Origin of the sequence: Candidatus Effluviviaceae Genus V sp. (genome assembly GCA_014728125.1) — a bacterium.
In the GTDB taxonomy this organism is placed as follows: domain Bacteria; phylum Joyebacterota; class Joyebacteria; order Joyebacterales; family Joyebacteraceae; genus WJMD01.
Genome location: WJMD01000183.1, coordinates 1 through 23344 on the forward strand (window position 1 = coordinate 1; position 23344 = coordinate 23344).

The 23344-nt window shown below is 67.2% G+C and carries 21 protein-coding genes; 5 read left to right on the forward strand and 16 right to left on the reverse strand.

Going from position 1 to position 23344, the window contains the following annotated elements:
* The 3 genes from GF405_10740 to GF405_10750 form a co-directional block, all read right to left on the reverse strand.
* On the reverse strand, positions 1 to 2028 hold a 2028-nt coding region (locus GF405_10740; GenBank protein MBD3368628.1), incomplete at its 3' end, for a hypothetical protein.
* Between the two features lie 235 nt (positions 2029 to 2263).
* The gene (locus GF405_10745; GenBank protein ID MBD3368629.1) at positions 2264 to 4885 is read right to left on the reverse strand and encodes a T9SS type A sorting domain-containing protein; all 2622 of its coding nucleotides are present in this window, start codon (positions 4883 to 4885) and stop codon (positions 2264 to 2266) included.
* 195 nt (positions 4886 to 5080) lie between these two features.
* A complete protein-coding gene (locus GF405_10750; GenBank protein ID MBD3368630.1) occupies positions 5081 to 5806 on the reverse strand; it encodes a hypothetical protein in 726 nt (241 codons plus the stop codon).
* Between the two features lie 205 nt (positions 5807 to 6011).
* Between GF405_10750 and GF405_10755 the strand changes: the two genes are divergently transcribed.
* Both GF405_10755 and speB read left to right on the forward strand, forming a co-directional pair.
* Positions 6012 to 6587 (forward strand): arginine decarboxylase, pyruvoyl-dependent, encoded by a 576-nt coding sequence (locus GF405_10755; protein ID MBD3368631.1) that lies wholly within the window; start codon positions 6012 to 6014, stop codon positions 6585 to 6587.
* A 12-nt stretch (positions 6588 to 6599) separates the two neighbouring features.
* Entirely contained in the window at positions 6600 to 7490 is an 891-nt protein-coding gene (gene speB / locus GF405_10760) for an agmatinase (protein MBD3368632.1), read from the forward strand.
* Here speB and GF405_10765 read toward each other — a convergent pair.
* From GF405_10765 to GF405_10775, 3 genes are read right to left on the reverse strand one after another with little or no spacing between them, the layout of a single operon-like run.
* Positions 7447 to 8139, reverse strand: coding sequence for a hypothetical protein (locus GF405_10765; GenBank protein MBD3368633.1), 693 nt, complete (start codon positions 8137 to 8139; stop codon positions 7447 to 7449). The two genes, speB and GF405_10765, sit on opposite strands and share 44 nt — an antisense overlap.
* Positions 8105 to 9463, reverse strand: a complete 1359-nt coding sequence (locus tag GF405_10770; GenBank protein MBD3368634.1) for a geranylgeranyl reductase family protein — start codon at positions 9461 to 9463, stop codon at positions 8105 to 8107. Before GF405_10770 ends, GF405_10765 begins: the two co-directional genes overlap by 35 nt.
* Positions 9241 to 10992, reverse strand: a complete 1752-nt coding sequence (locus tag GF405_10775; protein ID MBD3368635.1) for a hypothetical protein — start codon at positions 10990 to 10992, stop codon at positions 9241 to 9243. The genes GF405_10770 and GF405_10775 overlap by 223 nt, the downstream gene beginning before the upstream one ends.
* A gap of 247 nt (positions 10993 to 11239) precedes the next feature.
* Here GF405_10775 and GF405_10780 point away from each other — a divergent pair, with 247 nt between their 5' ends.
* Positions 11240 to 11593, forward strand: coding sequence for a hypothetical protein (locus tag GF405_10780; GenBank protein ID MBD3368636.1), 354 nt, complete (start codon positions 11240 to 11242; stop codon positions 11591 to 11593).
* 43 nt (positions 11594 to 11636) lie between these two features.
* On the opposite strand, the gene GF405_10785 is transcribed toward GF405_10780, so the two are convergent.
* The gene (locus GF405_10785; protein MBD3368637.1) at positions 11637 to 12119 is read right to left on the reverse strand and encodes an adenosine monophosphate-protein transferase; all 483 of its coding nucleotides are present in this window, start codon (positions 12117 to 12119) and stop codon (positions 11637 to 11639) included.
* Between the two features lie 143 nt (positions 12120 to 12262).
* Between GF405_10785 and GF405_10790 the strand changes: the two genes are divergently transcribed.
* Positions 12263 to 13420, forward strand: coding sequence for a glycosyltransferase (locus GF405_10790; GenBank protein MBD3368638.1), 1158 nt, complete (start codon positions 12263 to 12265; stop codon positions 13418 to 13420).
* Here the strand turns inward: GF405_10790 and GF405_10795 are convergent.
* The 9 genes from GF405_10795 to GF405_10835 all read right to left on the reverse strand — a co-directional run bounded on the left by GF405_10795 (position 13399) and on the right by GF405_10835 (position 22778).
* Positions 13399 to 13959, reverse strand: coding sequence for a hypothetical protein (locus GF405_10795; GenBank protein ID MBD3368639.1), 561 nt, complete (start codon positions 13957 to 13959; stop codon positions 13399 to 13401). The two genes, GF405_10790 and GF405_10795, sit on opposite strands and share 22 nt — an antisense overlap.
* A 78-nt stretch (positions 13960 to 14037) precedes the next feature.
* Positions 14038 to 15258 (reverse strand): DUF4384 domain-containing protein, encoded by a 1221-nt coding sequence (locus GF405_10800; GenBank protein MBD3368640.1) that lies wholly within the window; start codon positions 15256 to 15258, stop codon positions 14038 to 14040.
* A gap of 194 nt (positions 15259 to 15452) precedes the next feature.
* Positions 15453 to 15962, reverse strand: a complete 510-nt coding sequence (locus GF405_10805; GenBank protein ID MBD3368641.1) for a hypothetical protein — start codon at positions 15960 to 15962, stop codon at positions 15453 to 15455.
* Between the two features lie 37 nt (positions 15963 to 15999).
* A complete protein-coding gene (locus GF405_10810) occupies positions 16000 to 16548 on the reverse strand; it encodes a hypothetical protein (GenBank protein MBD3368642.1) in 549 nt (182 codons plus the stop codon).
* Between the two features lie 5 nt (positions 16549 to 16553).
* Positions 16554 to 17180, reverse strand: coding sequence for a sigma-70 family RNA polymerase sigma factor (locus tag GF405_10815; protein ID MBD3368643.1), 627 nt, complete (start codon positions 17178 to 17180; stop codon positions 16554 to 16556).
* Positions 17181 to 17307: 127 nt separating this feature from the next.
* The gene (locus GF405_10820) at positions 17308 to 18663 is read right to left on the reverse strand and encodes a phosphomannomutase (GenBank protein MBD3368644.1); all 1356 of its coding nucleotides are present in this window, start codon (positions 18661 to 18663) and stop codon (positions 17308 to 17310) included.
* Between the two features lie 12 nt (positions 18664 to 18675).
* A complete protein-coding gene (locus GF405_10825) occupies positions 18676 to 19350 on the reverse strand; it encodes a hypothetical protein (GenBank protein ID MBD3368645.1) in 675 nt (224 codons plus the stop codon).
* A 66-nt stretch (positions 19351 to 19416) separates the two neighbouring features.
* Positions 19417 to 20400 (reverse strand): tryptophan--tRNA ligase, encoded by a 984-nt coding sequence (gene trpS, locus GF405_10830; GenBank protein ID MBD3368646.1) that lies wholly within the window; start codon positions 20398 to 20400, stop codon positions 19417 to 19419.
* Positions 20401 to 20570: 170 nt separating this feature from the next.
* A complete protein-coding gene (locus GF405_10835) occupies positions 20571 to 22778 on the reverse strand; it encodes a hypothetical protein (GenBank protein ID MBD3368647.1) in 2208 nt (735 codons plus the stop codon).
* Positions 22779 to 22950: 172 nt separating this feature from the next.
* Here GF405_10835 and nifU point away from each other — a divergent pair, with 172 nt between their 5' ends.
* Positions 22951 to 23340 carry a Fe-S cluster assembly scaffold protein NifU gene (gene nifU / locus GF405_10840; GenBank protein MBD3368648.1) on the forward strand — a complete coding sequence of 130 codons (390 nt, stop codon included), beginning with the start codon at positions 22951 to 22953 and terminating at the stop codon, positions 23338 to 23340.
* Positions 23341 to 23344: the final 4 nt, after the last annotated feature.

Consider the following 23344-nt stretch of genomic DNA (forward strand, 5'->3'; position numbering starts at 1 on the left):
GGCCGCGTGGCTCGCGTACTGGCCGTAGAGCTCCTCCGGGAGCCCTTCGACGATCGGCGCACCGGGAAGGCTGACGTAGTTGTACCAGGTCTGGTAGTGCGACAGCGTGACCGCTCCAGGGAGCTCGATTCCGGCGTCCGTGATCGAGCCTCCGTGAGCGCCGAGATCGCATGCCTCCCAAAAGAGCGTCCCGCCGCCCGCCACGAATCGCGAGAGCATGACCTGAGATGCGGCGTAGGCATTGTAGAAGGCCTGGGGCTGATCGCTCTGGACAATGACGAGGTCCTCGCCCGGCGTGAGATCGAGCGACAGCAGGTCATCGGATCCGACGACCTCGTACTGGTTCGGTCCGTCGCCCTCCGTGATCCCCATGACCTCGAGCATCTGATCGAGGATGGCTGGAACGGTCGGCGACCACGGGACCTCGTCGCGGAGTATCACGACATGTGACGCGGTCTCCTCACTCCCTCCGACGTTGACCGCGTGGACGACCGTGTCGTTCAGGTGCCTCGGGTCCCGGACCTGCAGTGCCACCTCGGTGAGACCCCGGGAGTCGAACATCCTGACGGCCGTCTTGATCCGGTTCCAGGACGTGTCCCACGTACCGTCGTTCTCCCAGTCCCAGCGGACCTCGAGGTCCGTGACCGGGTCGTCCGCGTCGGTGACCGACGTGGCGTCGAACGAAACAGGATAACCGACGGTCGCGAACGGGGGATCGACCTCGAAGGCGGCCTCGGGAGGCGCGTGCGTCCCCGCGTTCGTCATGACGCCGTCAAGCTGGCTGATGCGCTGCGCATCCTCCGGCTTCGCGGCGACGAGCGTCGACACGACGGGAATCCTCTTCTCCCCTCCGGCCACGACCTCCGTCGAGAAGGAAAGACCCTGGATGACCGGGCAGACGGCCTCCAGGTAGTCCGCGCAGTCCTCGTTCTCCTCGCCCCACAACCACTGGGCGAGGACGTCCGACGCGCCGACGGTCAGACCCATGACGCCCTCGACGAATCCGTACGTGTCGCCGGAACCCACACGGCCTGCGAGCGCTCCGGTCGCCATCCCGGACAGGTCCAGCTGCGAGGGGTCGGGCGCCGGGGCAACGCCGCCGCACAGGTTGAGAAGCTCAGCGATCATCCGGGCCGCGTTCCAGGTCGACGCGAGTCCGTCCCCCGTCGATCTGTCGAATGTGCGGAACGAGCCCCGGAAGAAGGCCACCTCGAACGTGCCGTCCCCGAGGTCGAGCGTCGTACGGGACGCCAGCGCCGCGTCGACGGCCGGAGGCCACGCAGGCGAGACGCGGACTCGGTTCCTCTCCGAGTTGACGACGAAGAGAAGCGTGTCGCTCCCTCCCATCGTCGTCACCCTGCCGGCGTAGTAGACCGGATCGGGGTTGACGCAGGTGACATCATCACCGGGGGCGTCCTCCATCCACGGCGACGCCAGCGACACCATCTCGGCTGGATAATCGTCGAGGACGTCGATCACGAGTTCGCTCGCGAGCTGCATGAGCGCCGGCTCGAGGTTGCCGTCGAGCCGCGACGAAGCCGAGCTGGCGACGACCTGTTCGGCCGCGGCCACCACGCTGGGCCAGTCCGTCTTGGACTGTGCCGCGAGAGCGATCTCAGCGCGGTCCGACGGCGAGAACATCAGGGTATACGGGTTCATCAAGACGAGTGAGAGCGCCGTCGAGGGCGCGTCGATCCCGACGCCGGTCGTCTCGTCCGGTCCGGCGGAACCGAGCATGACGGGTGCGCCCGCGGCATCCACGACCGCCAGGATCTGGGTCCCGTCGGTCTCGGGGATCTCGATGCTGTACGCTCCGTCCGCTCCGACCGGCGCGCGGGAGGCCATCGACACGACCTCGAGGTCGGCCGGATCAGCGGCCGCACCCTCCGGCAGGATGACCGTGCCGCTCACCATGCGGACGGCCACGCCGTCGGCGGCAGGGCTCGATGGCCCGACCGTGCTGGAGCACGACCCCAGGAGAAGCCCCAGCCCCAGCAGAAGAAGTGCCCGCATCGTCGAACCCCGCATATGTCCCCGGCTCCCCTCGTTGGCCTCTCTCGCGTCGTGCGCGTTCGCGGCGGCGCGATGAACGACCCATCCAGGCCGCACCCGCCCGACCGATGTTCTTGCAAGGGACGTACCAAACGGAGGGAAGACGGCCCGCACGATCCCGTCGCCGGGGCTGAATGCCGTTCCGGCATGAAGAAAGGGCCCGCCGCGCGATGCGGCGGGCCCCGTTCGGAGTTGAGCTGTTCCTTCGGAACTACCGGAGGACGACGATCTTGCCGTGCCGCGTCTCCTCGGGCGTCGAGACGCGCACGAAGTACAGACCGCTTCCGAGTCTCCGCCCGGTCTGGTCCCGGCCGTCCCAGGAGAGCTCCGTGCGCCCGGCGCCGACCGTTCCCGCGAGCAGCGTGCGAACGAGTCGGCCGTCAACGCTGTAGACCTCGACCCGCGCCTCGGTCGCCGCCGGCGACTCGAAGCTGATCATCGTCCGCCCGGCGAACGGGTTGGGGAGCGGCGGGTGAAGCGCCAGCTTCGCGGGGCCGCCCTCGATGCCCGTATCGTCGACGGTGAACGAGCCGGTCTCCATCAGGGGACCGCGCTCGGTGCCGTCGTCGGCGTACGCCGTCCAGTAGTAGGTACCGCTCCCGAGCGACGTACCGACGGTCCACGCGGTCGTCCCGCTCCCCTCGGCAACCCCGGTCGTCGAGGTCACGAGACTCGTTCTCTCGGCGTCGTCGTAGACGAGGAACCCGTATGTCAGGACGTCGCCGGCGTCCGCGTCGGTCGCGTTCGAGACCTCGAGCGCAGGCGTCGGGGTCGAGACGGTTCCGCCGTCCGGCGGGTCGGAGAGGACCGGCGCACCCGGCGGGGCGTTCGAGGGATCGGGTCCGTAGATCGTGACGTCGTCGATGTACCAGCCGTCGTCGGTCACATACGCGTCCGAGTTGAACCGGAAGCGGAGCGTGAACTGGTCGGTGCCGACGTACGGTGAGAGGTCCAGATCGACCTGCTCCCAGCCGCCGTTGTCGCTGTGGTACTTGGGTCCGACCTGAGACCACGTTGCGCCGTTGTCGGCCGAGGCCTCGACGTAGCAGTAGTCATAGTCGGTCTCGGTGTTCACCCGGTGCCAGAACGAGAGCTCGGCGGCGGCCGCGTTCGAGAAATCGATGGGGGTCGCGAGCTCGATCCACGTGTTCCGGTAGTTGCCGTAGGAACCCGAGGGGCTGTCCGTGTACGAGTTCGAGGACGAGTGGTACGTCGAGGATGTGAGTCCCCAGTACCCGTCGCTCTCGACCCAGTTGCCCGTTCCGCTCTCCATGTCGTCCGAGAAGACGACGGTCGGCGTACCGACCATCCAGGAGATGTCTTCCTCGGCGTAGAAATTGTCGCCCGAGATCTCCAGCGTCAGCGTCAGACCGTGCCCGTCGGGACACGACGCGTCGAGGGTGAACGAGAACGGATCGGAGCCGTTGTCGGCGGTCGAGAGCGCGGGGACCGAGCCGAGCGTCGTCGTCGCGTCGTGGAGCGTGACGTACGCGTCGTCGGTCGAGAGCGTCACGTCGACGTTCGTCATGTCGAGGCCGACGCCCTGATTCTCGATGGTCGCGACGAGATCGAGGGTCTCCCCGGCGTCCGGCTCGCCGTCTCCGTCACCGCCCGAGAGCGTGTACTCGTCGACGCCGAGATATCCGCCGGCCACCCGCGTCACGTAGATCTGCGGCCAGAGGCACTCCTCGTTCAGCCCCGCGATCTCGCTCTCCGCCGGCCAGAACCCGGACCCGGAGACCTCGACGCAGAGCGAGAGGACGTCGGCGACGCCGTAGGCCCAGTCGCAGGTCGTGCCGCTGCAGTCGTAGAGAATCTCACCGGCCTGTCCGACCTGATACCCGTTGTACTTGGCCATCTCGTTGGCCATCGTCCGGAAGAGCGCGTCGTCGGGCGTCTGGTCATTGTAGTCGTAGCCCCACGGCAGAAGAACCATGCCGGCTACCGAGTGGAAGGTCACGTTCGTGATGAAGTCGCGATCGAGCACGAAGTCCCTGTAGGCCTGGATCTCGGGCTCGGAGAAGCCCGACGGTCCGCAGTAGACGTCGCTGCAGGGATCGAATGAGATGCCCGAGGTCCCCCACATGTAGTCGTAGTTCCTGTTGGGGTCGACGCCGTAGCAGGACGAGCCCGCGTTGTCCCGCCGGTTCTTGCGCCACATGCCGCCGCCCGAGGGGTAGGTCGTCTCGTTGTAGACGAAGCCGTCGGGATTGACGACCGGGACGAACCAGATCTCGCGGTTGTCGACGAGGAAGGTCGCCTCGGGGTCGGTCCCGTAGTTGGAGCAGAGCCAGGTCATGTAGTGGAGCTGGACCTCGAGCGACATCGGCTCGCGCGCGTGGTGCATGCCGTCGAAGAAGACCTCCGGCTCCGACTCATCGACGTCGGGGTTGTCGGAGATCTTGATGGCCCAGATCGCCCTCCCCTCCCACGACGCTCCGATCGACTCGCGGGCCGTCGTGATGAGAGGATAGTCGGCGTGGAGGTCGTCGATGAAGTCGATCATCTCCGAGTACGTGTGGAAGTCGCCGAAGTTCGGTCCGCGGATCCGGGACGCGTAGTGACGCTCCATGTCCTCGATCTCGACCGTGATGCGGAGACCCCGCGAGCGGAGTTCCTCCAGCTCTTCCGCGTCTGTCACGATCTGGACCATGATGCCCGGCTTCGAGCGCATGACGTCGAGTCCGGGAGTGCTCACGAACTCCCTCCACTCGGCGTACGACTCGAACTCGACGAGCGCCTGGATCTTCGGGCCCCCGTCGGCCCCGTGGGCCGCCGCGGCCAGCGCGACCAGCGCGAGAGTGAGTACGAAGATGCGGGTCGTCGTTCTCATCCTGCGGCTCCTTCCGCTGTGTGTACAGGTGTGCCGCTCATATGACGATGGCCGCCAGCGTCCGTCGCACCGACGGTCTCTCTCATACCTAACCCCGCGCGCCCGACTCTCCAAGGCCTGACGGCCCGGGAGCCCGTGCGCACGCTCAATACCTTATCATATCACAGATTACGCAGAGAATCAATGACGGGGCGTTCAGCCCCCGTCGGCCCGCAGCAGGGCCGCGCCCTCGCTCATCGGCGTCCACTCGATGTCGAGGGCCTCGAGCGGCTCCGATGAGACCACCGTGAACTCGTCGCCCGAGCCGATCCACAGCGTGTAGTAGCGAGGCCGTTCCGTGCCCGGCTCCGCCCGGGCGGCGTAGGCGAGCCGCCGGTCCGTCAGGAGGAAGGAGTTGAGACAGGTGAAGTCGACGACCCCGTCGAGCGATGCCTTCAGCGAGCCGACGATGTCGGACGGGTCGGCTCCGGCGAGGACGTGGTGAAAGAGACGCTCGGAGTCGGTGCCGCCCAGGGGCCGGATGCCCTCGACCGCCAGGAGCGACGACGTGTCCCTGACCGTGCCGTTGTGACAGAAGACCCACTCCCGTCCGTCGAGCACCGCGGTGAACGGATGGGTATTCTCCCGGGCGACGCCGCTGTCTCCGGTGCCGCGTCTGGCGTGGAGGATGAGAAGCTCCGTGTCGACGCGGGCCGCCGACTCGAACGCAGGATCCTCGAAGCACGGCTCGACGCCGCGCTCGACACGAACCCGTCCGTCCTCGCACCACGCGACACCCCAGCCGTCGGCGTGGACGAAGTCGGAGCCGCGGTCGCTGTACTCGTGGTGGAACGGCCGGTTGTCGTTCGACGCCATCGCTCTGAGGCCATCGGTGAGAGCGACGACGTCGAAGCGGCCGGACGCCGCGATCATCCTGCACATGCGCACCTCCCTGAGAGACCGATGATACGCGGGGCGACAGGACCGCGTCAACGCGGACGGTGTGCGGCCGCAGGACCTGTCCGAGTCGATTGACGCCGCTCGGAGCTCGGCGTTATAATCCGTCCGGGCTCCGGGCCAACGGGGGGCCGGGACGCTCCGTTCCAGACCATCGAGAGACCTCCCCCGCCGTGTAAGGAATGCCACGATGAGCAGAGCACCTGAGATCTTCCTGACGAAGGGGGTCGGCCGCCATAAGGAGAAGCTCGCCAGCTTCGAGATGGCCCTCAGGAAGGCCGGGCTCGCCACGTTCAACCTCGTCCGGGTCTCCAGCATTCTCCCTCCGGGGGCGCGGATCATATCGAAGCGGGCCGGACTGTCGAAGCTGAACGACGGGCAGATACTCTTCGTCGTCATGTCGGACAACGCGACAAACGAGCCTCACCGTCTGGTGGCCGCCTCGGTGGGCGTCGCCAGACCGAAGGATCCGGGGAAGTACGGCTACCTCTCCGAACATCACAGCTTCGGCGAGCGGGAGGGGATCGCCGGGGACTACGCCGAGGACCTCGCGGCGCAGATGCTGGCCACGACGCTCGGCGTCCCCTTCGACCCGGACTCGAGCTACGACGACCGCAAGGAGATCTGGCGGATCAGCGACGCGATCGTGCGGACGAGCAACATCACGCAGACCGCCGTGGGGCACAAGGGCGGGATGTGGACGACGGTGGTCGCGGCCGCGGTCTTCGCGGTCCCGCCGCTCAACCTCGGCGACACGACCGCCTGAGAGGGGCACGCTGTGACCTCTGACCGAGAGCGATGGCCCCAGTTCCTCGGCGTCGAGCCGTCCGACCGCCCGCGGGCGGTCGTGCTCCCGGTTCCCTACGAGGCGACGACCAGCTATCACGAGGGTACGGCCGGCGGTCCCCGCGCCATTCTCGAGGCCTCGACGCAGGTCGAGCTCTACGACGAACTGGCCGGCGACGAACCGTGGCGCGCCGGGACCGCGACACGCCCGCCCGTCGACGTCGAGGGCCGACCCGAGGCGGTGCTCGGCCGCATCGCCGACGCGGTCGCGTCCGAGCTCGAACGCGGCGTCTTCGTCTGCTCACTGGGCGGCGAACACACGGTGACCGTCGGGTGTGTTCGGGGCGCCGCACGCTGCGCAACGGAACTCGTTGTCGTCTCGATCGACGCCCATGCCGATCTGCGCGACGAGTACCAGGGCTCCCGGTACAGTCACGCATGCGCGCTCCGTCGGGTCGTGGACGACGGCCACCAGGTGATCGAGGTGGGGGTCCGCAGCATGTCGGGCGACGAGGCCGGAGCGCTCTCGACTCTCGATATCACCATCATCGATGCGGCCCGCGTCGAGGCCTCGCGCCGGCGCGGTACCGGCCGGGAGTGGATCGACCGCGTCCGGGATGCGGTCGCCGGGAGGAACGTCTACCTGAGCATCGACCTCGACGGGCTCGACCCGTCGGTCGTCCCCGGCGTCGGCACACCGGAGCCCGGCGGACTCCTCTGGTACGAAACCCTCGCGCTGATGGACCGCGTCTTCGGAGCTTCCCGCGTCCTCGCCGCGGACGTCGTCGAGCTGCGACCCGTCGGCGGAGACGCCGTCTCGGCCTTCGCTGCGGCTCGGCTCACCTACAAGATCCTCGGGCACGCCCTCCGCACACCTCGCTGAAGAACGCCGCCGTCCGGGCCAGTACCTCCGCTCCGTCGTGACGGAAACGCGAGCGTTCGAAGCCCTGCCACGCCTCGTCGATCTCCAGCACGTCGTCTCCGTAGCAGGGATGGAACTGGAAGCCGTAGATTGGGCACGACCTCGAGCGGATCGCCTCGACCGCGCACGTGTCGGACGCGGCGACACACTCGAAGCCCTCGGGCGCCGCGGCGACGTGCTCGGCGTTCTGCTCGGGCGCGCGGAAGACGCTCCCCGTGCTCCCGAGAACCGGATCGTCGACGGCGACACGGATGTCGTGGATACCCACGCGCTTACTCCTCTTCAGAAGCGACGCTCCGAACGCGACGGCGATGAGCTGATGACCGAAGCAGATGCCGAGGACCGGCATCCCGCACAGGGCGGCGTGCCGAACGAGCTCCTGCTCCTCGAGCATCCAGGGAAGCTCGTCGCTCACGCTGCGGTCGCTCCCGGCAAGGACGAGCGCGTGCGGCTCAGCATCGAACCGGGACGCCGTCTTGCTCAGACCCTGAGTCGGGTCGACGATCCGCGTATCGAAAAGGGGCTCGAACGCCTCGGCCAGTCTCTCCGCCCCGTAGCTGGAGTCCGGAAGGTCGTTAGCGAGAACGACGAGCGCCGGTCCTCCTGACATGAAGCTCCTCACAGGTGTTCGTTGAGAACGAAGGAGCGATGCGCCCGGCGAGGCCGCGCATCACGGGCGTCATCAGAACGCGCCCGATGAACTCAGACCCCACAGCGTACACGAGGCGCCCGAGGAACCGGAACTCGTTCACCCGGGACAGCGCCCCCCGGCGAATCCCGTTCCGGTAGTCGGCGAGCGCGTCCTCCCCGGACGCGAGGGCGCTCGCGACGCACTCCGCTGCGGCGCGTCCGCTCTCGACGGCGTGCGGAATGCCCTCCCCGGTGATCGGGTCGGCCAGACCGGCCGCGTCGCCCGCAAGCAGCACGCGTTCGCTGCCGAACGGCCCCGCGCGGAGCGGAACCGGGGAGGCGAACGGGCCCTCCAGGGGATCGTCACCGAATCCCCACTCTCTCAGGAAGCCGGTGAGCGCGGCGCGCAGGCGACGGCCCACCGGTCGCCTCTGGTAGACGCCGACAGACAGATGATCGCGCTTGGGGAAGACCCAGCCGTAACCGGAGCGAACCGCGCGGAGGTCGAAGATCGCGCGGTTGTGGTGGGACTCGAGTCGTGAGGCATCGAGGAGCACCCGGACGTAGACGGCGCCGGCCACACGGAGCGGGTCGATACCGAGCGCGGCCCGGCTTCCTCCGGCGGCCCCGTCCGCCGCCACGATCCACGGGGCGCTCCACCTGTCGCCGCCGGCTTCGACCACACAGCTCCCGGTCGCGTCCCGGATGCGCGCCGCCGCGCCCTCGACGACGTGGGCCCCGGCGCGCCGCGCCCTGTCGAGAAGATGAAGGTCGAGCTCGGCCCGCGTTGTCGTGAGCACGGCAGGGACCCCACCCCGCCAGATGAGCTCCGTGTCGTTCGACAGGACGATCTCACCAATGCCCGGTCGCGCGTGGACGAGCTCACCCGGAAGCTCCCCGAGAACGGGCATCGCACGGACCGAGATGCCGGCCGCACACGGCTTCGGACGCGGGAAACGCGCGCGCTCGAGGAGCGCGACCGAGAGCCCGAGACGTGCCGCCCGCTCAGCGCACGATGCGCCGGCAGGGCCTCCCCCGATCACGATGAGGTCGCAGCGGTTCTTCACGCTCGCGGCTCCGGCTAGTCGCGGACGAAGCGAAGCCGGCCGAAAGTGTGCGGGTCGTAGTCGATCGGCACCTGCCAATCGGCCGGCGGCCAGCCGTCGGGCTGCTTTCTCCGAAAGTTGAGCCCCACCGAGCCCTGGGGCGGCGCGTCGAGGCCGATCACCTCGAACGGGATCCGGATCTCCGCCGTCCAGCGGTCCTCGCCGACATCGCCGGACGCTTCGATCCCGCCGTTCCAATCGACATGCGTCGTGTACCACATCGTCTCGTCGAAGGTGATCCGCTGGTCGAAGACCGTCCCGGCGGGGTTGACGTAGACCTGGTAGACGGCCATCTCGTCCATGTCAGGCTGGATGAAGAACCCCACACAGTCCTCACCGTAGACGGGCCCGTCCCGCTCCTGAACGTCGGCGACCAGGTCGTCGACACCCGGATCGTGGCAGACCGCGGCCAGGTAGATATTCGAGTCATCGTAGCCGAAGAGGAACTCCGTGGCGCCCTCAACGCCCGGCGCGCCGTTCTCGGAGTAGAAGCTGTCCTCGACGCCGGCGTCGCTCCAGCACCGTTCGACGACACGGCCGTCGATCACCGGAGCGCTCCCCAGCTCCCCGGCCTCGGCGACGCGGACGACCCGTGGAGCGCCTCCCGCCCGGATAGTGCGGCCGTCGCTCAGCGGGTACTCCAGAGAGAACGTCGGAACCGGGAAAAGAGGTTCCCGGGAGATCCCGCGGAAGACGACCTCCTCGACCTGGCCCGGCTCCACGGAGACGGGAGCCGACAGCGGATCGATGCTCCACCCGTCCGGAGTGCTCCACTCGACCGCGCTGCGGAGCGTCTCGGGCGAACGGTTCTCAACGACAACGACGATGTCCCCGTCGACGCTGTCGCCGTGTTCGAGGACGATCGGGTGTACGCGGATGAGCTCGCCCTCCGCCAGGCGGATCTCCTTCTGGACGGCGATCGTCGAGACGTCCGGGTCGTGTATCGCGCCCAGCTCTACGATCGCGAGCTCGTGCTCAGCATCATCGACGGTGACCCATCCGAACTGGAAGAACTGCCCGCGGGCGGGTGACCTGTCCGAACCCAGGACGCCGCCGCCGGAGCTGCCCATCGAGACGTACCGGACTCCGTCGTATTCCGCGGAAAAGTAGTGGTGGAGGTGCCCCGTGAAGTGGATGTCGACGTCGTGCGCCGTGAGGATCTCGTGGAGCGGATCGTCCTCACCCAGCGCCAGCGTCTGAGTCCAGAGCGGCTTGTGTGCGAATATGAAGACGCGCTCCGCGCCGGCCGCTGCGGCGAGATCGGTGTCGAGCCACTCGAGCTGTTCGGGATCGTCTTCCCACGATTCGAGGCGCGAGTTGTCGAGCACGACGAAGTGTGTGCCGGAATGGTCGAAGGAGTAGAACGGATCGAAGCCCGTTCGTTCTCTGTAGATCTGCTCGGACTCGTCGGACCAGATGTCGTGGTTCCCAGCCGTCAGATAGACCGGGCAGTCGAGTCGGCCGAGGAAGCTCTCGATCGTGTCCCACTGAGCGTTCGCAAGTTGGTCGTCGTCGGTGTACCCCTCGATCTGATCGCCGACCGTGACGACGAAGTCGGGGTTGAGTCGCGCGATCTCCTCGATCACCCGGGGGTAGACGCCTTCCGTGTGCCCGCCGGTTCTGTCGCTCAATACGGCGAAGTGATAACTCGCCCCGCTCCAGACCGGCGCGGCCGCGCCGAGCAACAGGAGCACCGCCAGTACGCTGGTCGCGACTCTCGTTCTCACGTCTCCACCTCCGTTCGGAGCGTCGACACCCGGTCTCGGGACGCCGGGCGACCAGGTCGGTCGGCGCCGCGAACCGCGGGAAAGCCGTGGCTTCCACCTCGAAAGCCGTCCCTCGATGCTAGCCGGAACCGCTCGCGTCGGTCAACGACTCGGCTCGACAAGAATCTGTTTGACAGTCCCGAAGCCGTTGCTAGTATCGTACGTGCGCGCGGCGTCCAGACCGACGAGATCCTCAGGAGGAAACGAAGTGCCGATCTGCCCGGAGTGCAAACGCGAGTTCTCGAACGGCACCGAGGACTGTCCCGATTGCAACGTGCCGCTCCTCGCGACCGTCGAGCCCGAGCTCGACGACGGCGACGACGATGACGTCGACGAGAGCGTCGACGAGGATCTTCCCTCGGAAGGTCTCGTGGTCATTGAGACGGCGGACGACGAGGACGGCGTCGGTCGCCTGCGCGAGTTTCTGGAGGAGAGCGGGATCCCCTGCTTCCTGAGCAACGAGCTCTTCCCCCACGAACCGGCCAACGCCTGCACCAAGGTCCTCGTCCCCCGCGAGATGGCGAACGACGCCAGGAAGCTCGTCCGGAACTGTCCCAGCTGACAGGCTTTTCTCCGGGTGTGCCGCCGCCTCCCGCCCGTCAAGATCACCGCTTGTAGCCGATCTTCCTGAGGAACTCGAGCCGCTCGCTGACGTCGTCGTCCGTCTCGACGCCGCTCGGACTTCCCCCGTCGACGACCCCGAGGATCCCCCTGCCCTGTTCGGTCTCGGCGACGATCACCTGGACCGGATTGGCCGTCGCGCAGTAGACGCGGCAGACCTCCGAACAGTTCTTCACCGCGTTCAGAATGTTGATGGGAAACCCGTCGCCCATCACGATCGCAAAACTGTGCCCGGCCCCGACGTCCCGCATGATCCGCACGGCAACGTCAATGAGTTCCGGGTCGCTCCCGTCCCTTCTGATCAGACGCGGTCCGGACGCCTCCGCGAACGCAAGCCCGAACGTGAGTCCCGGCGCCGACGACGTCATCGCCTCGTAGAGATCCTCGACCGTCTTGATGAAGTGGCTCTGCCCGATCACGATGTTGGCTCCATCGGGAAACTCCACCGGAACGACCTTGAGCTCCATGTCTGCCTCCTCGGATGGGATCGTGTTCGCTGTCTCCGGAAGCAGTATCGGCCACACCCGGTCCCGCGTCAACCGGGCTCGAATCATCGTTGGCGCGCACCCCGGTCAGGCGTTAGACTCGCGACGTTCGGACGGGAGGCACGATGCGCGTTCTCTACATCGCCGAGGTCCAGTGGCGCTCGCAGGTCTCGAGGAAGCATCATCTCATCCGCCGCTTCCCCGAAGCGTGGAGCGTCTTCTACACTTCGCCGGCGAACGCCGCACGCGGCGAGAACAGCTTCCGGGTGCGGACCGCGCGTCCCGGCCCGCTCGTCCGCTACGCGACGCTGCCTCTCCCGAAACCGAATGCCCGACTCATGCTGGTCCGGGCGGCCTCCCCGCTCCTGGCAAGGCTCGGCGAACGCCGGCTCCGGCGGATCGCCACCTCCTTCGAGCCCGACATCGTCATCTGCTCGTACATCTGGGCGCACGGGCCAGTCGCGCGTCTCGCGGCGGCAGGCACGCCGTGCATCTACGACCTCAACGATCTCCACTATGATTTCTATCCGCACTGCCGCGCGGAGGCCGTTGAGGCGTTCGAGGCCCTCGTCGACTCGGCCGATGAGGTGGTCTGCTCGTCGGAACGTCTCAGAGCGGTCGCCGGGCGCGGGGTCGTCATTGGAAACGGGGTCGATCTCACGACGTTCCGGGGGCGCGAGATGGGCGAGGAGCCCGAGGAACTCGCGCGCTCCCCGCTCGGGGGCCGCGACGCTCTCGTGATCTACGTCGGGTCGATCGACGATCGAATCGACTTCAGCGCGCTCGAGCGGACGATCGTCACGGCGGCCGAGGAGGGTTCGGGGCTCGTCTGCGTCGGGAGGATCTTCGATATGGCCCGTGCGGAGGTCAGGCGGCTCGAGAGAACGTACGGGGAGTCGGTGCTCTTCACCGGACGGATAGACTACGAACGGCTCCCGGACTTCATGTCGAGATGCTCGGTCGGCGTCGCGCCGTTCGTTCTGAACGAGAAGACGGCGGCGATCAACCCGAACAAGCTCTACACCTACGCCGCCATGGAGCTCAACATCGTGTCGACGCCCTTCTCCCGCGAGATCGAACGGTACGGCGACCTCGTCTTCATGGCCCGGGAGCCCGACGCGTTCGCCGCGGCCGTCAGAGACGCGCTCGGCGACGCTGAGCGCCGCCGAGCGGTTCGGCAGACCATCGCGCTGTCCAACAGTTGGGACGAGAAGGCGCGCGAGTACGTCGAGCTCATCGAGCGTCTTCGAGCTGCGCGGGCTCAGGGAGTCCCGTCCGACTGAACCTCCCCGGACTCTCCGAGCTTCACTCTTCCGCGGCCGCCCTCGAACACCCCGTCACCCTCCTCGGGCCCGGGTGGCTCCGCGCCCGCGACCCCTGATGTGTCCCCGCGCGCGTACCACGGCGCGAGATAGAAGTAGATCGTCTCGTGCGTGTCGTAGTAGTCGACCTCGATGTCGACCCACTCAGCGTAGTAGCCCTCCGCGTAGGCCTCGATGCGGTAGTCGCGTTCCTCGTGTCCGCCGTGGCCGTCATAGTAGACGTACCCCAGGTCGATCGTGACGTACCCGTACGGACCGACGCCCCACGAGCCGATGTAGTCCCACGACCACCAGTCCTCCTCGTAGACCTCGACGACCGCCCACGGGAGCGGCGCGCCCGAGTAGTAGTCGTAGACATAGGCGCGGAGGCTCGCCATACGGGGCGGGCGATGCGACGCATCGCACCACCAGCAGTCTCTCCAGACGATGCAGCCCGACAGCAGGAGCGGGACGATCACGATGAGAACCGCAACGCTCCATCTCTTCGCTTCTCGGATCATCGTCAGCCCTCCTCTCGCTCATCTCGGTCCATCGACCGCGGCGCGTCTTCGTTCAGCGACGCGAACCGTCGTCGGCCGTCAGTCCTCTAAGACATCCACCTCGAAGCGGATCCAGCGGATCACCGGCGAATCCCAGCGTCCGGGCCTCTCCGTGGAGAAGTCGACCACCCGCATCTCGAGCCGTACGCCCTCGCGCTCGAGAAGCTCCTTGTAGACGCGGTCCGTGTCGGGGCGATGTCCTCTCCGACCCTCGACGTCGATCCGGAAGACCGACTCGATGCGGTCGCCGTCCTCGCGCTCAATGCGGCCCTCGATCTCGGTCGGTTCACCCTCTCTCCCCTCGACGCACTCGACCACCAGCACGACGTCCTCCACGATCTCCCGGAAGTAGGCATCCTCCTCGTCGTCGATCGTGAAGACGTCGCGGAGAAGCAGACGCCACCCCTCGCCGTCGCCCCGCCGGCTTCCATCGGGGCGCGGTTCGTACGATCGGTCGTCGTGGTACCCGTACGGTCGGCCGCCGTACCATCCGTGGCCGTCCCACCCGTATCCGGCGACGCGGAAGCTGATCTCGTCGCAGGACCAGCGGCGGGGAGCATCGTACCAGGGATCCGGGACCGGCCAGTGACGCGGTGAGGGCGTCACGACGCGGCCGGGGCGGCCCGGCGAGTGCCGCGGACCGGACCGCCCTTCCACGATGACTCGACCCCGGCGTGAGCGGTGCGGGGGGACCCATGCGCCGCTCTGTCCGCTGGGCCAGGGAACCTCGTGGGCGCATGCCACGAGGGTCTCAATGCCCCCCGGCCCAGCGATGCGGAGTGAGTACCATCCGTCTCGAGGAATCCGATACGTCCTCCCCGGATGAACGAAACTCGAGCCGGACCACCTGTTCGGAAAGAGCACGCGGACGCTTCCGTCCGTCGCATAGTCGATGATCGTGACGTGACACGAGCGGTCCACGCGGAAGAAGACCCACAGAGGGTCGCCGGGCGCGTAGACCCCCCAGGGACCACGGTCGACCCAGAGCTGGACTCTCGGCGCGCCGTGATGGTGCCAGGGGCGCCCGTGTCCCCAGTCGTCCCAGCCGTCCCAGGACGGCTCAGGAACGACGACGACGCGCTCCCTCGCTTCACCGTCGTCACGTGGAACGGCGGCGCCTCCGTCCCTCTCGGGGCGGGCCTCCTCGACCGCGATCTCTGCGGCCGGGGAGGCCACGCTCAACGAGAGGAGCACAAGGAGTGTGAGGAGCGTGGTCCAGAAGATGTGGCGCTCGCCTGCGTTCCGTAGCACGTCTGTCATGAGACCGCCTCCTTCGTGTTCCGTTCAGGGTCTCTTTGCGCGACGGGGCCGGCGAACGACCGTGCCCCTGCTGGAATGCTTAGACGCTGTACCCCCGGGCCTATTCACGCGACCGCGCGAGCCCCACCGAACGTGCGAACGCCGGGCGCATCGAGCACCCGGCGGCCATGGATGGCGACACTGTCGTGAGAGGATCAGCCCTTCGCGCTCAGAGCCAGAATCAGAACGCCGCTCTCGATCTCCGGACCGCCGAGCAGCACGGTCCCCCCGTTCTCCAGCCGGATCCTCGTCCGTAGAAGGACCTCGGGGTCCTTCGGCGGGCGCCCGTCGTCGGCCGGCTGCCTTGGAATGTCGCGCGTGAGCGTCACGAGCATCTCGATACGGTGGCGCTCGTCCCCCTCGAACCGCTGGGGCTCGACGACGAGCGTGAACCGCCCGGGTATCGCGATGCGGGACGGCTCACCGAAGGTCGTCTGGCTCTGCATGCGGCCAAGAAAGGAATAGCGTGTGTAGGCGAAGAGGCTGGTCAGCTTATCGGCGAAGCCGGCGAGTCTCGCGTCGACCTTCGGCTCATCGCTCCCACGGCCGGCGGCCGGACTGGATGCGCCGATCGACGTAACCTCGATGCGAATCTCGTCGGAGCAGTATGCCGGAGCCGCAGAGACGAGAACGGCGATGGCGACCAACACGATAGCAGTTCTCACCTTGTTGCGCTCCTCCCCCGTTCCCACCTCGTCCGCGCTACCGGACTCCGATGCCGTCCGCTCCCGGAGCGGGACCGGTCTCCTCGGCGAACACCCAGATGACGGTCATCTCAGGGTCGTCCGAGGTGAAGAACATCGGCGTGTAACCGGATGTCACCGACTCGATGCTGTCGACGAAGCACTCGTTGCCGGCGGCCGCCGTCCCGACACCTCTGAAGCCGACGGGCCCGAGGACGACGAGCAGAAGAAGACCCACGGCGATGGCCCCGGCCGCAGCGAAGGCCAGCCGGCGGTCGACGCGCTGCACCGGACGAGCCTCCGGGGCACGCGTGCGCCGCCTCGACTCGCGGTCGATGCGGTCGAGCTCCACGGAGAGCTCGCGATCGAACGCCCTCCAGCGCGCGTCTGAAACGCTCGGCGGAGTCGCCTTCTTCAGGATTCTATCAAACGCCCGAATCGAGTCAAGTTCGGCCGCGCACGCGGGGCAGCGGTCAAGGTGTCGCTCGACCCTCGCCCTGCGCCGTTCCGAGAGCTCCCCGTCCACGTACGCTGTGAGGTAGCGCGAGATGCGGCACGTTCCGTTCATCGCAGTCAGTTCCCCGTTTCTTCCTCCGCCTGCACCGCGTCTCCGGAATCAACGTACGGCGCGAGCATCTTCCTCAACTTCTTCCGAGCGTAGTGCAGCCGCGACATCACGGTACCGATGGAGCAGCCGACGACCTCCGCGATCTCCTTGTAGGACAGCCCCTCGATCTCATAGAGCACGAAAACCGACTTATGATACGGAGGCAGCGCCTCGATCGCCCGCTCGATCTGCTCGCCCAGCTCCCCCGCCAGCGCGTTCTCCGAGGGGTCGAGGAACGGACCCCGCTCGCCTGGGACCGCGTCGGCGAACTCGGCCACCTCCTCGGGGACCGAACGCGACGCGACCGATCGGGACTGCTTCCGCGTGTAGTCGATACACGTGTTCATGGCGATCCGGTAGAGCCACGTTGAGAAGCTGGACCGCCCTCGGAAGCTACCGATGCCACGGTAGGCCCGGATGAAGACGTCCTGTGCAAGATCGAGTGCCAGGTCGGGGTCACGCGCGAACCGATACGCGACCGCGTAGACGACGTCTCTGTACCGTGTGATCAGCGCATCGAACGCGTCGCGGTCGCCCGCCTGAGCGGCCCGGACCTGTTCGAGGTCGAGCTCTCGCTTGTCCTGCTCAGGCATGATCCCCCGCAGCGTTCTTAGACGGGCGCCCCGTCGGGGCTATTCAACAGCGATATTGGAGCGCGCTCCGGAGAGCGTCGCGCGGAGTGAGCCTCCGTTCACCGCGCGCATCCTCCTGCGGCACGCGCTAGTAGCGGATCTGACCAAACTCCTCGAGCTTGCCCGTGACGATCGATCGGAACTCGGCGAGACGCTCCTCCGTCTTCGCCTCGAACCGCATCACGATCACCGGCTGTGTGTTGGAGGCCCGCACGAGGCCCCATCCGTCGCCGAAGAGGATACGGACCCCGTCGACATCGATGACATCGTAGTGCTCGGAGAAGTACTCGACGGCCTTCTCGACCATCTCGAACTTGACCTCGTCGTTCGTCGTCTCGCCGCGGATCTCCGGCGTCGAGACGTACGTCGGCACGGTGTCGACCAGCTCCGAGAGCTTCCTGTCGGTGCGCGAGACCATCTGCAGAATGCGCGCCGCGGAGTATATGGCGTCGTCGAAGCCGAAGTAGTCGTCGGCGAAGACCATGTGGCCGCTCATCTCTCCGCCCAGCGGCGCGTCGAGCTCCTTGATCTTCTGCTTGAGAAGCGAGTGCCCGGTCTTCCACATCACCGGCCTTCCGCCGTGCGCCTCGATGTCCTCGACGAGCGCCTGGGAGCACTTGACGTCGAAGACGATGTCGGCGGCGCCCTCCGCCAGAACCTCACGCGCAAGGAGCGCCAGCATCGTGTCGGCGAAGACGACATCGCCGTTCTCATCGACGATGCCGACCCTGTCGGCGTCCCCGTCGAAGCCGATGCCGATGTCGGCGCCCTCCCGCCGGACCGCTGAGATCAGGTCCTGGATGTACTCCATGACGGTCGGATCGGGATGGTGGTTCGGGAAATCGCCGTCCGGCTCGCAGAAGAGAGGCACGACGTCGCACCCGAGGCTCTCGATGAGATCGGCCGCCAGCAGACTGGCGCAGCCGTTCCCGCAGTCGACGACGACCTTGAGTCTGCGGTCGAGCGAGATGCGTTCCCGTACCGCTTCCGCGTAAGCCTCGAGCACGGTCGCCTCCTCGCGGCGGCCCGTGCCCTCCTCGAAGTCCCTCTTCTCGATGAGCTCACGGATGGCCTGGATCTCAGAGCCGAAGACCGACGCCTTTCCGAGGTTCATCTTGAACCCGTTCATGTCCGGCGGATTATGGCTGCCGGTGATCATGAGCGACGCGTCCACGGGGAGCTCGAACTCGCTGAAGTAGAGGACCGGCGTGGGAACGACGCCGACGTCCAGGACGTCGACCCCGGATGCTGTTATTCCCGCGGTGATCCTCTCCCTGAAGCGTCCCGTCGAGTGCCTGACGTCGCCGCCGAGGGCGACCGCTCGGGCGTCGCGCCGTCTGACGTACGTGCCGAAGCCGCGCCCGATGAGCTCCACGGTCTCGTCCGTGAGGTCCCGGTCGACGACACCCCTGATGTCGTACTCCCTGAAGATGTAGTCCTTCATCGAGTCTCCCCTCTAGATCCCGAGCGCCGACATCCAGCCGGCTTCGTCGTCATCGTCGTCATCGTCATTCTCACTCGCGTCCTCTCCCGGACGTCCGACAGCGGGCGGCTCCGCCGGCTCGGCCTCGATCCTTCGTCCGAGAGCCTTCGTCAATAACGCGACCCAGGCCGTCGTGTCGGACACGTTCAGGAGGACGCTCCCCCCGTCGCCGCCGGTCAGCTTGAGCTCGATCATGACCGCGTTCGGCTCACGCCTGGTCGTCGCGCCGGTCACGGTCGGGGCGCCGGGTTCGGGGCTCATGATGGCCAGGCGCGTCGCGTCGCCGCTCGAGCTGTCCATCAGATAGACGGCGGCGCGCGTCAGCACGAGACGTCCCTTCCTCCGCTTGCCGCGCTTCCCGTCGGACGAGACCGGGCGCCAGGAGACGTTCTTCTCGGAACCGAGGACTCCCTCGCGCGCCGCCCGCTCCTCCAGCTCGCGACGCTTCCGCGCGCTCCGCGCCCGCTTGACCACCTGGGTCAGGATGCCGATGAGGACGGTCGCCACGTACGGCACGACCGCGCCGGCCTTCCGGAACCCTGTGAGGTTGATCCTGTCGAAGTCGAGCTCTGGAATCCCGAATCCGTCGGAGACGGCCATCCGGTAGACGATGTAGGCGGCGACCAGGACGGCGAGCACGATGAGCATCCACCGCTCGTCTCGCTCGTGAACTCTCGGTCCGGACTCCCGTGGGCGTCTGCCGTCCATGATGCGCTACCGGTAGCGGATACCGGTCTTGTCGCGAACCTCCTTCATCGTCTCCCTGGCGAGAGACCGTGCGCTGTCCGAGCCGTCGGCGAGGATCTCCCAGACGCCGTCGGGGTCGTCCAGAAGTTCACTGCGCTTCTCGCGGACCGGCGCGATGAGGTCCTTGACGTGCTTGATGAGGATCCGCTTGCAGTCTATGCAGCCGATGCCAGCCGTTCTGCAGCCCTCGGCGCACTGTTCGATCTCCTCGGGCGTCGAGAAGATCCTGTGGTAGTTCATGATGTTGCAGATGTCGGGGTTGCCGGGATCGGTCCGCCGCTTCCTCGCCGGGTCGGTCGGTGCGGTGGCCAGCTTCCTCTCGATCACGTCGTCGTCATCGTCCAGGTAGATGCAGTTGTCGAGGCTCTTGCTCATCTTGTTGACGCCGTCAAGTCCGAGGACGCGGGCGCCGCTCGAGAGGACCTCGGCGGGCTCGGGGAACGTGTCCCCGAAGATGCTGTTGAAGCGCCTGGCGATCTCGCGCGTGAGCTCGAGATGGGGCACCTGGTCCTCCCCGACCGGGACGATGTCGGACCGATAGAGGAGGATGTCGGCTGCCATCAGGGCTGGATAACCGAAGAGGCCGAGGTTGACGTTCTCCGGGTGCTGCCTGACCTTCTCCTTGAAGGTCGGGACGCGGGAGAGCCGCCCCATCGGCGTGATGCAGTTCAGGATCCAGGCGAGTTCGACGTGCTCGGGAACCCAGGACTGGACCATCAGCACGCTCCTCTCCGGGTCGAGCCCCGCCGCAAGGTAGCTGGCCGCGGCGTCGAGGACCCGGTCGCCCATCTGCGACGGATCGTACCGGACGGTCATGGCGTGGTAGTCGACGATCCCGAAGATCGGCGTGTAGTCATTCTGGAGTGAGAGCCACTGCTTGATGGCGCCGATGTAGTTCCCTATGTGCAGTCGTCCACTCGGTTGGATCCCGCTGAAGAAGTGCTTTGCCATGGATGCTCCCAAGCATGTGCTCACGCGTCCGCAAGCGGTCTCACAATGGATGCCATGCTAGCACGACCGCCGCGAGGCGTTCAACAGCGCCCGGATCGCGTGCGCTTGCGGCGTGTCGTCCCCCCGAACGCTCGAGAGCCTCTCTCCTCCCGCTCCCGGCGGATCCGGTGTCAGTCCGAACGCAGCCTCCGTACCCTCTCGATGCCCCGGCGCGCCTCGTCCGAGAGCGGACTGATCGTCAGAACGTAGCTGTATGCCGCTTCCGCCTCGTCCAGGGCGCCGGCGGCCTCATGGTAGACTCCGACCGCCACGTAGAAGCGCTCAGCGGTCGCCGGCGGGACCTCGGTTTCATCGAGCCGTCTGCGCGCGCGCTCCAGCACCGCCCCGGCCTCGTCCAGCCGGCCGAGCCCCACGAGCGCGATCGCCCGGTCCGAGAGGTACTGGAAGTCGCCGGGATGCTCCTCGAGAAGCAGTGCGGCGCTCTCGAGCGCCTCATGGTAACGCCCCGTGGTCAGGTAGATGCGTGTCAGGAAGGAGCGGTAGTAGGTCTGCTCGTTCGATGCCGACACGGCTCGCTCCATGGCCTCGATGCCGGGGTCCACGCGCCCCGACCGCACGAGTGCCTGACCGTACTCGAACCAGTAGGCAGGACGGTCGGAGACCAGACGCGCCGCGGCGCCGAGTTCGTTGACCGCGCGGCCCCACTCGTTCCGGGCGGCGGCCGCCTTGCCGAGCTCGAAATGGGAGCGGGCGCGCTCTACCGGATCGACCGTCGGTATGATCCGCGTCGCGTCGACCTTGAGCTCCAGAGGCTCCGACTCCGTGATGAGCTCGAACGTCTGATCGGCCGATTCGATCGGGATCCACTCCTGATAGGCCCATCCTCCGAGGTCGACCGTCAGCGGCAGAGGCGTCCGGTACGCCTCTCCGTCCTGTCGTATGACCCCCCTGATGGCGTACTGTCCGTCTCCCCTCTTCTCGACATCGAAAGCGAGCGAGTAGGTCGGCAGGTCACCACGGACGACCCAGTCGTAGACGAACCAGTCGAGGTCCTCGCCCGCGCGCTCCTCGATGGCGCCGATGACCTGGCCGAACGGGACCGGCATTCCCCGCCACTCGTCGCTGACCTGTCTGAGACCTCCGCAGAACGCCTCGCTCCCGACGACGAACTCGAGGATCTCGAAGAGCGATGATCCCTTCCCCTTCGAAAGACGGGGATCATCGAGAGGGTCGTCACCGAGGCAGAGGGTCAGCGGAAGCGTTCCGCCCGACTCGATGAGAGCCCTCACGTACTGGTACCTGCGCAGCTCCCGGCGCCGGCGGACCTCTTCCTCAGCGCCTGCGGCTCTGAGCCACATGAACTCCGCGTGCCCCGACAGGCCGTCGGAGACGAGGGGTCCGGCGTCGACACTCCAGCTCCACCAGCTCCGGCTCAGGGAGGCGGCGAGCCGCGCCATGACCGTCGTCTGGCTCGAAGCGGGCGACGGCAGCACGACGAGTCCCGGGCCGTGCACGGGCTGGGCCGGCCCTGCTCCCGGGCCGGTCCTGACCACGTGCAGCCAGTCGAACGGATAGTCCCCGTAGCATGACTCGAGGAAGCGTATCAGGTCACGGACGTCGCGGATCGTGACGGACGTTCCGGTCTCCTCGTCGGTGGGGCGATGCAGGCTGACCGACGCATCCCCCCGGAAGCCCCACTCGCTCTCAATGTCGGCCACGAGCAGAGCGGCCGAGGGTATGGACGTCGCGACGTCCCAGACGTCGCCGACCGGGTACTGCTCCGTCGTCTCGCCCGACGGCAGCATGCCGGACAGTGCGCCGGTGCAGACGCTGGCGAGCCCTGCCGGGTAGCGCACCGTGATCCTGAGGTTCGCCGGGTCGAATCCGACCGCGTTCGGATACCAGTCCTGCGTCGCCGTCAACAGGAAGAAGGATGACGATGAGCCGGGATGGCCGGCCGCCAGGCCGCGGCCGGCGTACTCGATCACGAGAGTCGCCTCCCGCACGCCCTCGCCGGGCACGACGACGCGTAGCATATCGTCCTCGCGCGAGAAGCGCAGGGCGCCCCCGTCACCGTCCAGGACCGCCTCCACATCGAGCGCCCGGTCGAGGGCGAGAGCCGCCCGTCGCCCGTCGAGTGTCAGTGTGATGCGGTCGGTCGCGGCGAGCGACCTCGTCTCCGGGTCGACGTCGATCTCGATGACATGCCGGGCGATATCCTGCCGTTCACGACGGGCCGACGACTCGGCCACCCGCACCCTGTCGCGGCTGTAGGCGGCCTTCGCCGCCTCAGTGACGTGCTCGAGGGCGGGGCCGGCGGCGGGCGCCGCCGATCCGAGCGTGAGCAGGATCAGAACCGTCGTGAGAGCGCGTACCATGTTCCCTCCCCATGCGGAACGGGACCCGTCCTGAGCCGAATGGTACCACCGACCCCGCGAAACGGCAACTGAGCCGGCCGCGTTCGGAGCTCCGGGACCCTCCCGCTTGACGGACGCTCCATCAACGTTCTACCATTGGTCGTGGAACGAAACCCGGAAGGAGCACTTCAGGATGACGCCTGTATACAGCGACAAGGTCCTCGACCACTTCAAGAACCCCCGCAACGTGGGCGAGTTCGACGATCCCGACGGCGTGGGGGTCGAAGGGAACCCCGTCTGCGGCGACCTCATGGAGATCCAGATACTCGTCGAGGACGGTCGCATCAAGGACGCGCGCTTCAAGACCTTCGGGTGCGGCTCGGCCATCGCAACGAGCAGCATGGTGACTGAGATGGCGAAGGGGAAGACGCTCGAGGAAGCGCTCGAGATCACGAGGGAGAGTGTCGCCGGCGAGCTCGACGGCCTCCCTCCGCAGAAGATGCACTGCTCGAACCTCGCGGCGGACGCTCTTCACAAGGCCATCAGGAACTACCTGAAGGAACACGGCGAGGACGGTTCGTAGACGT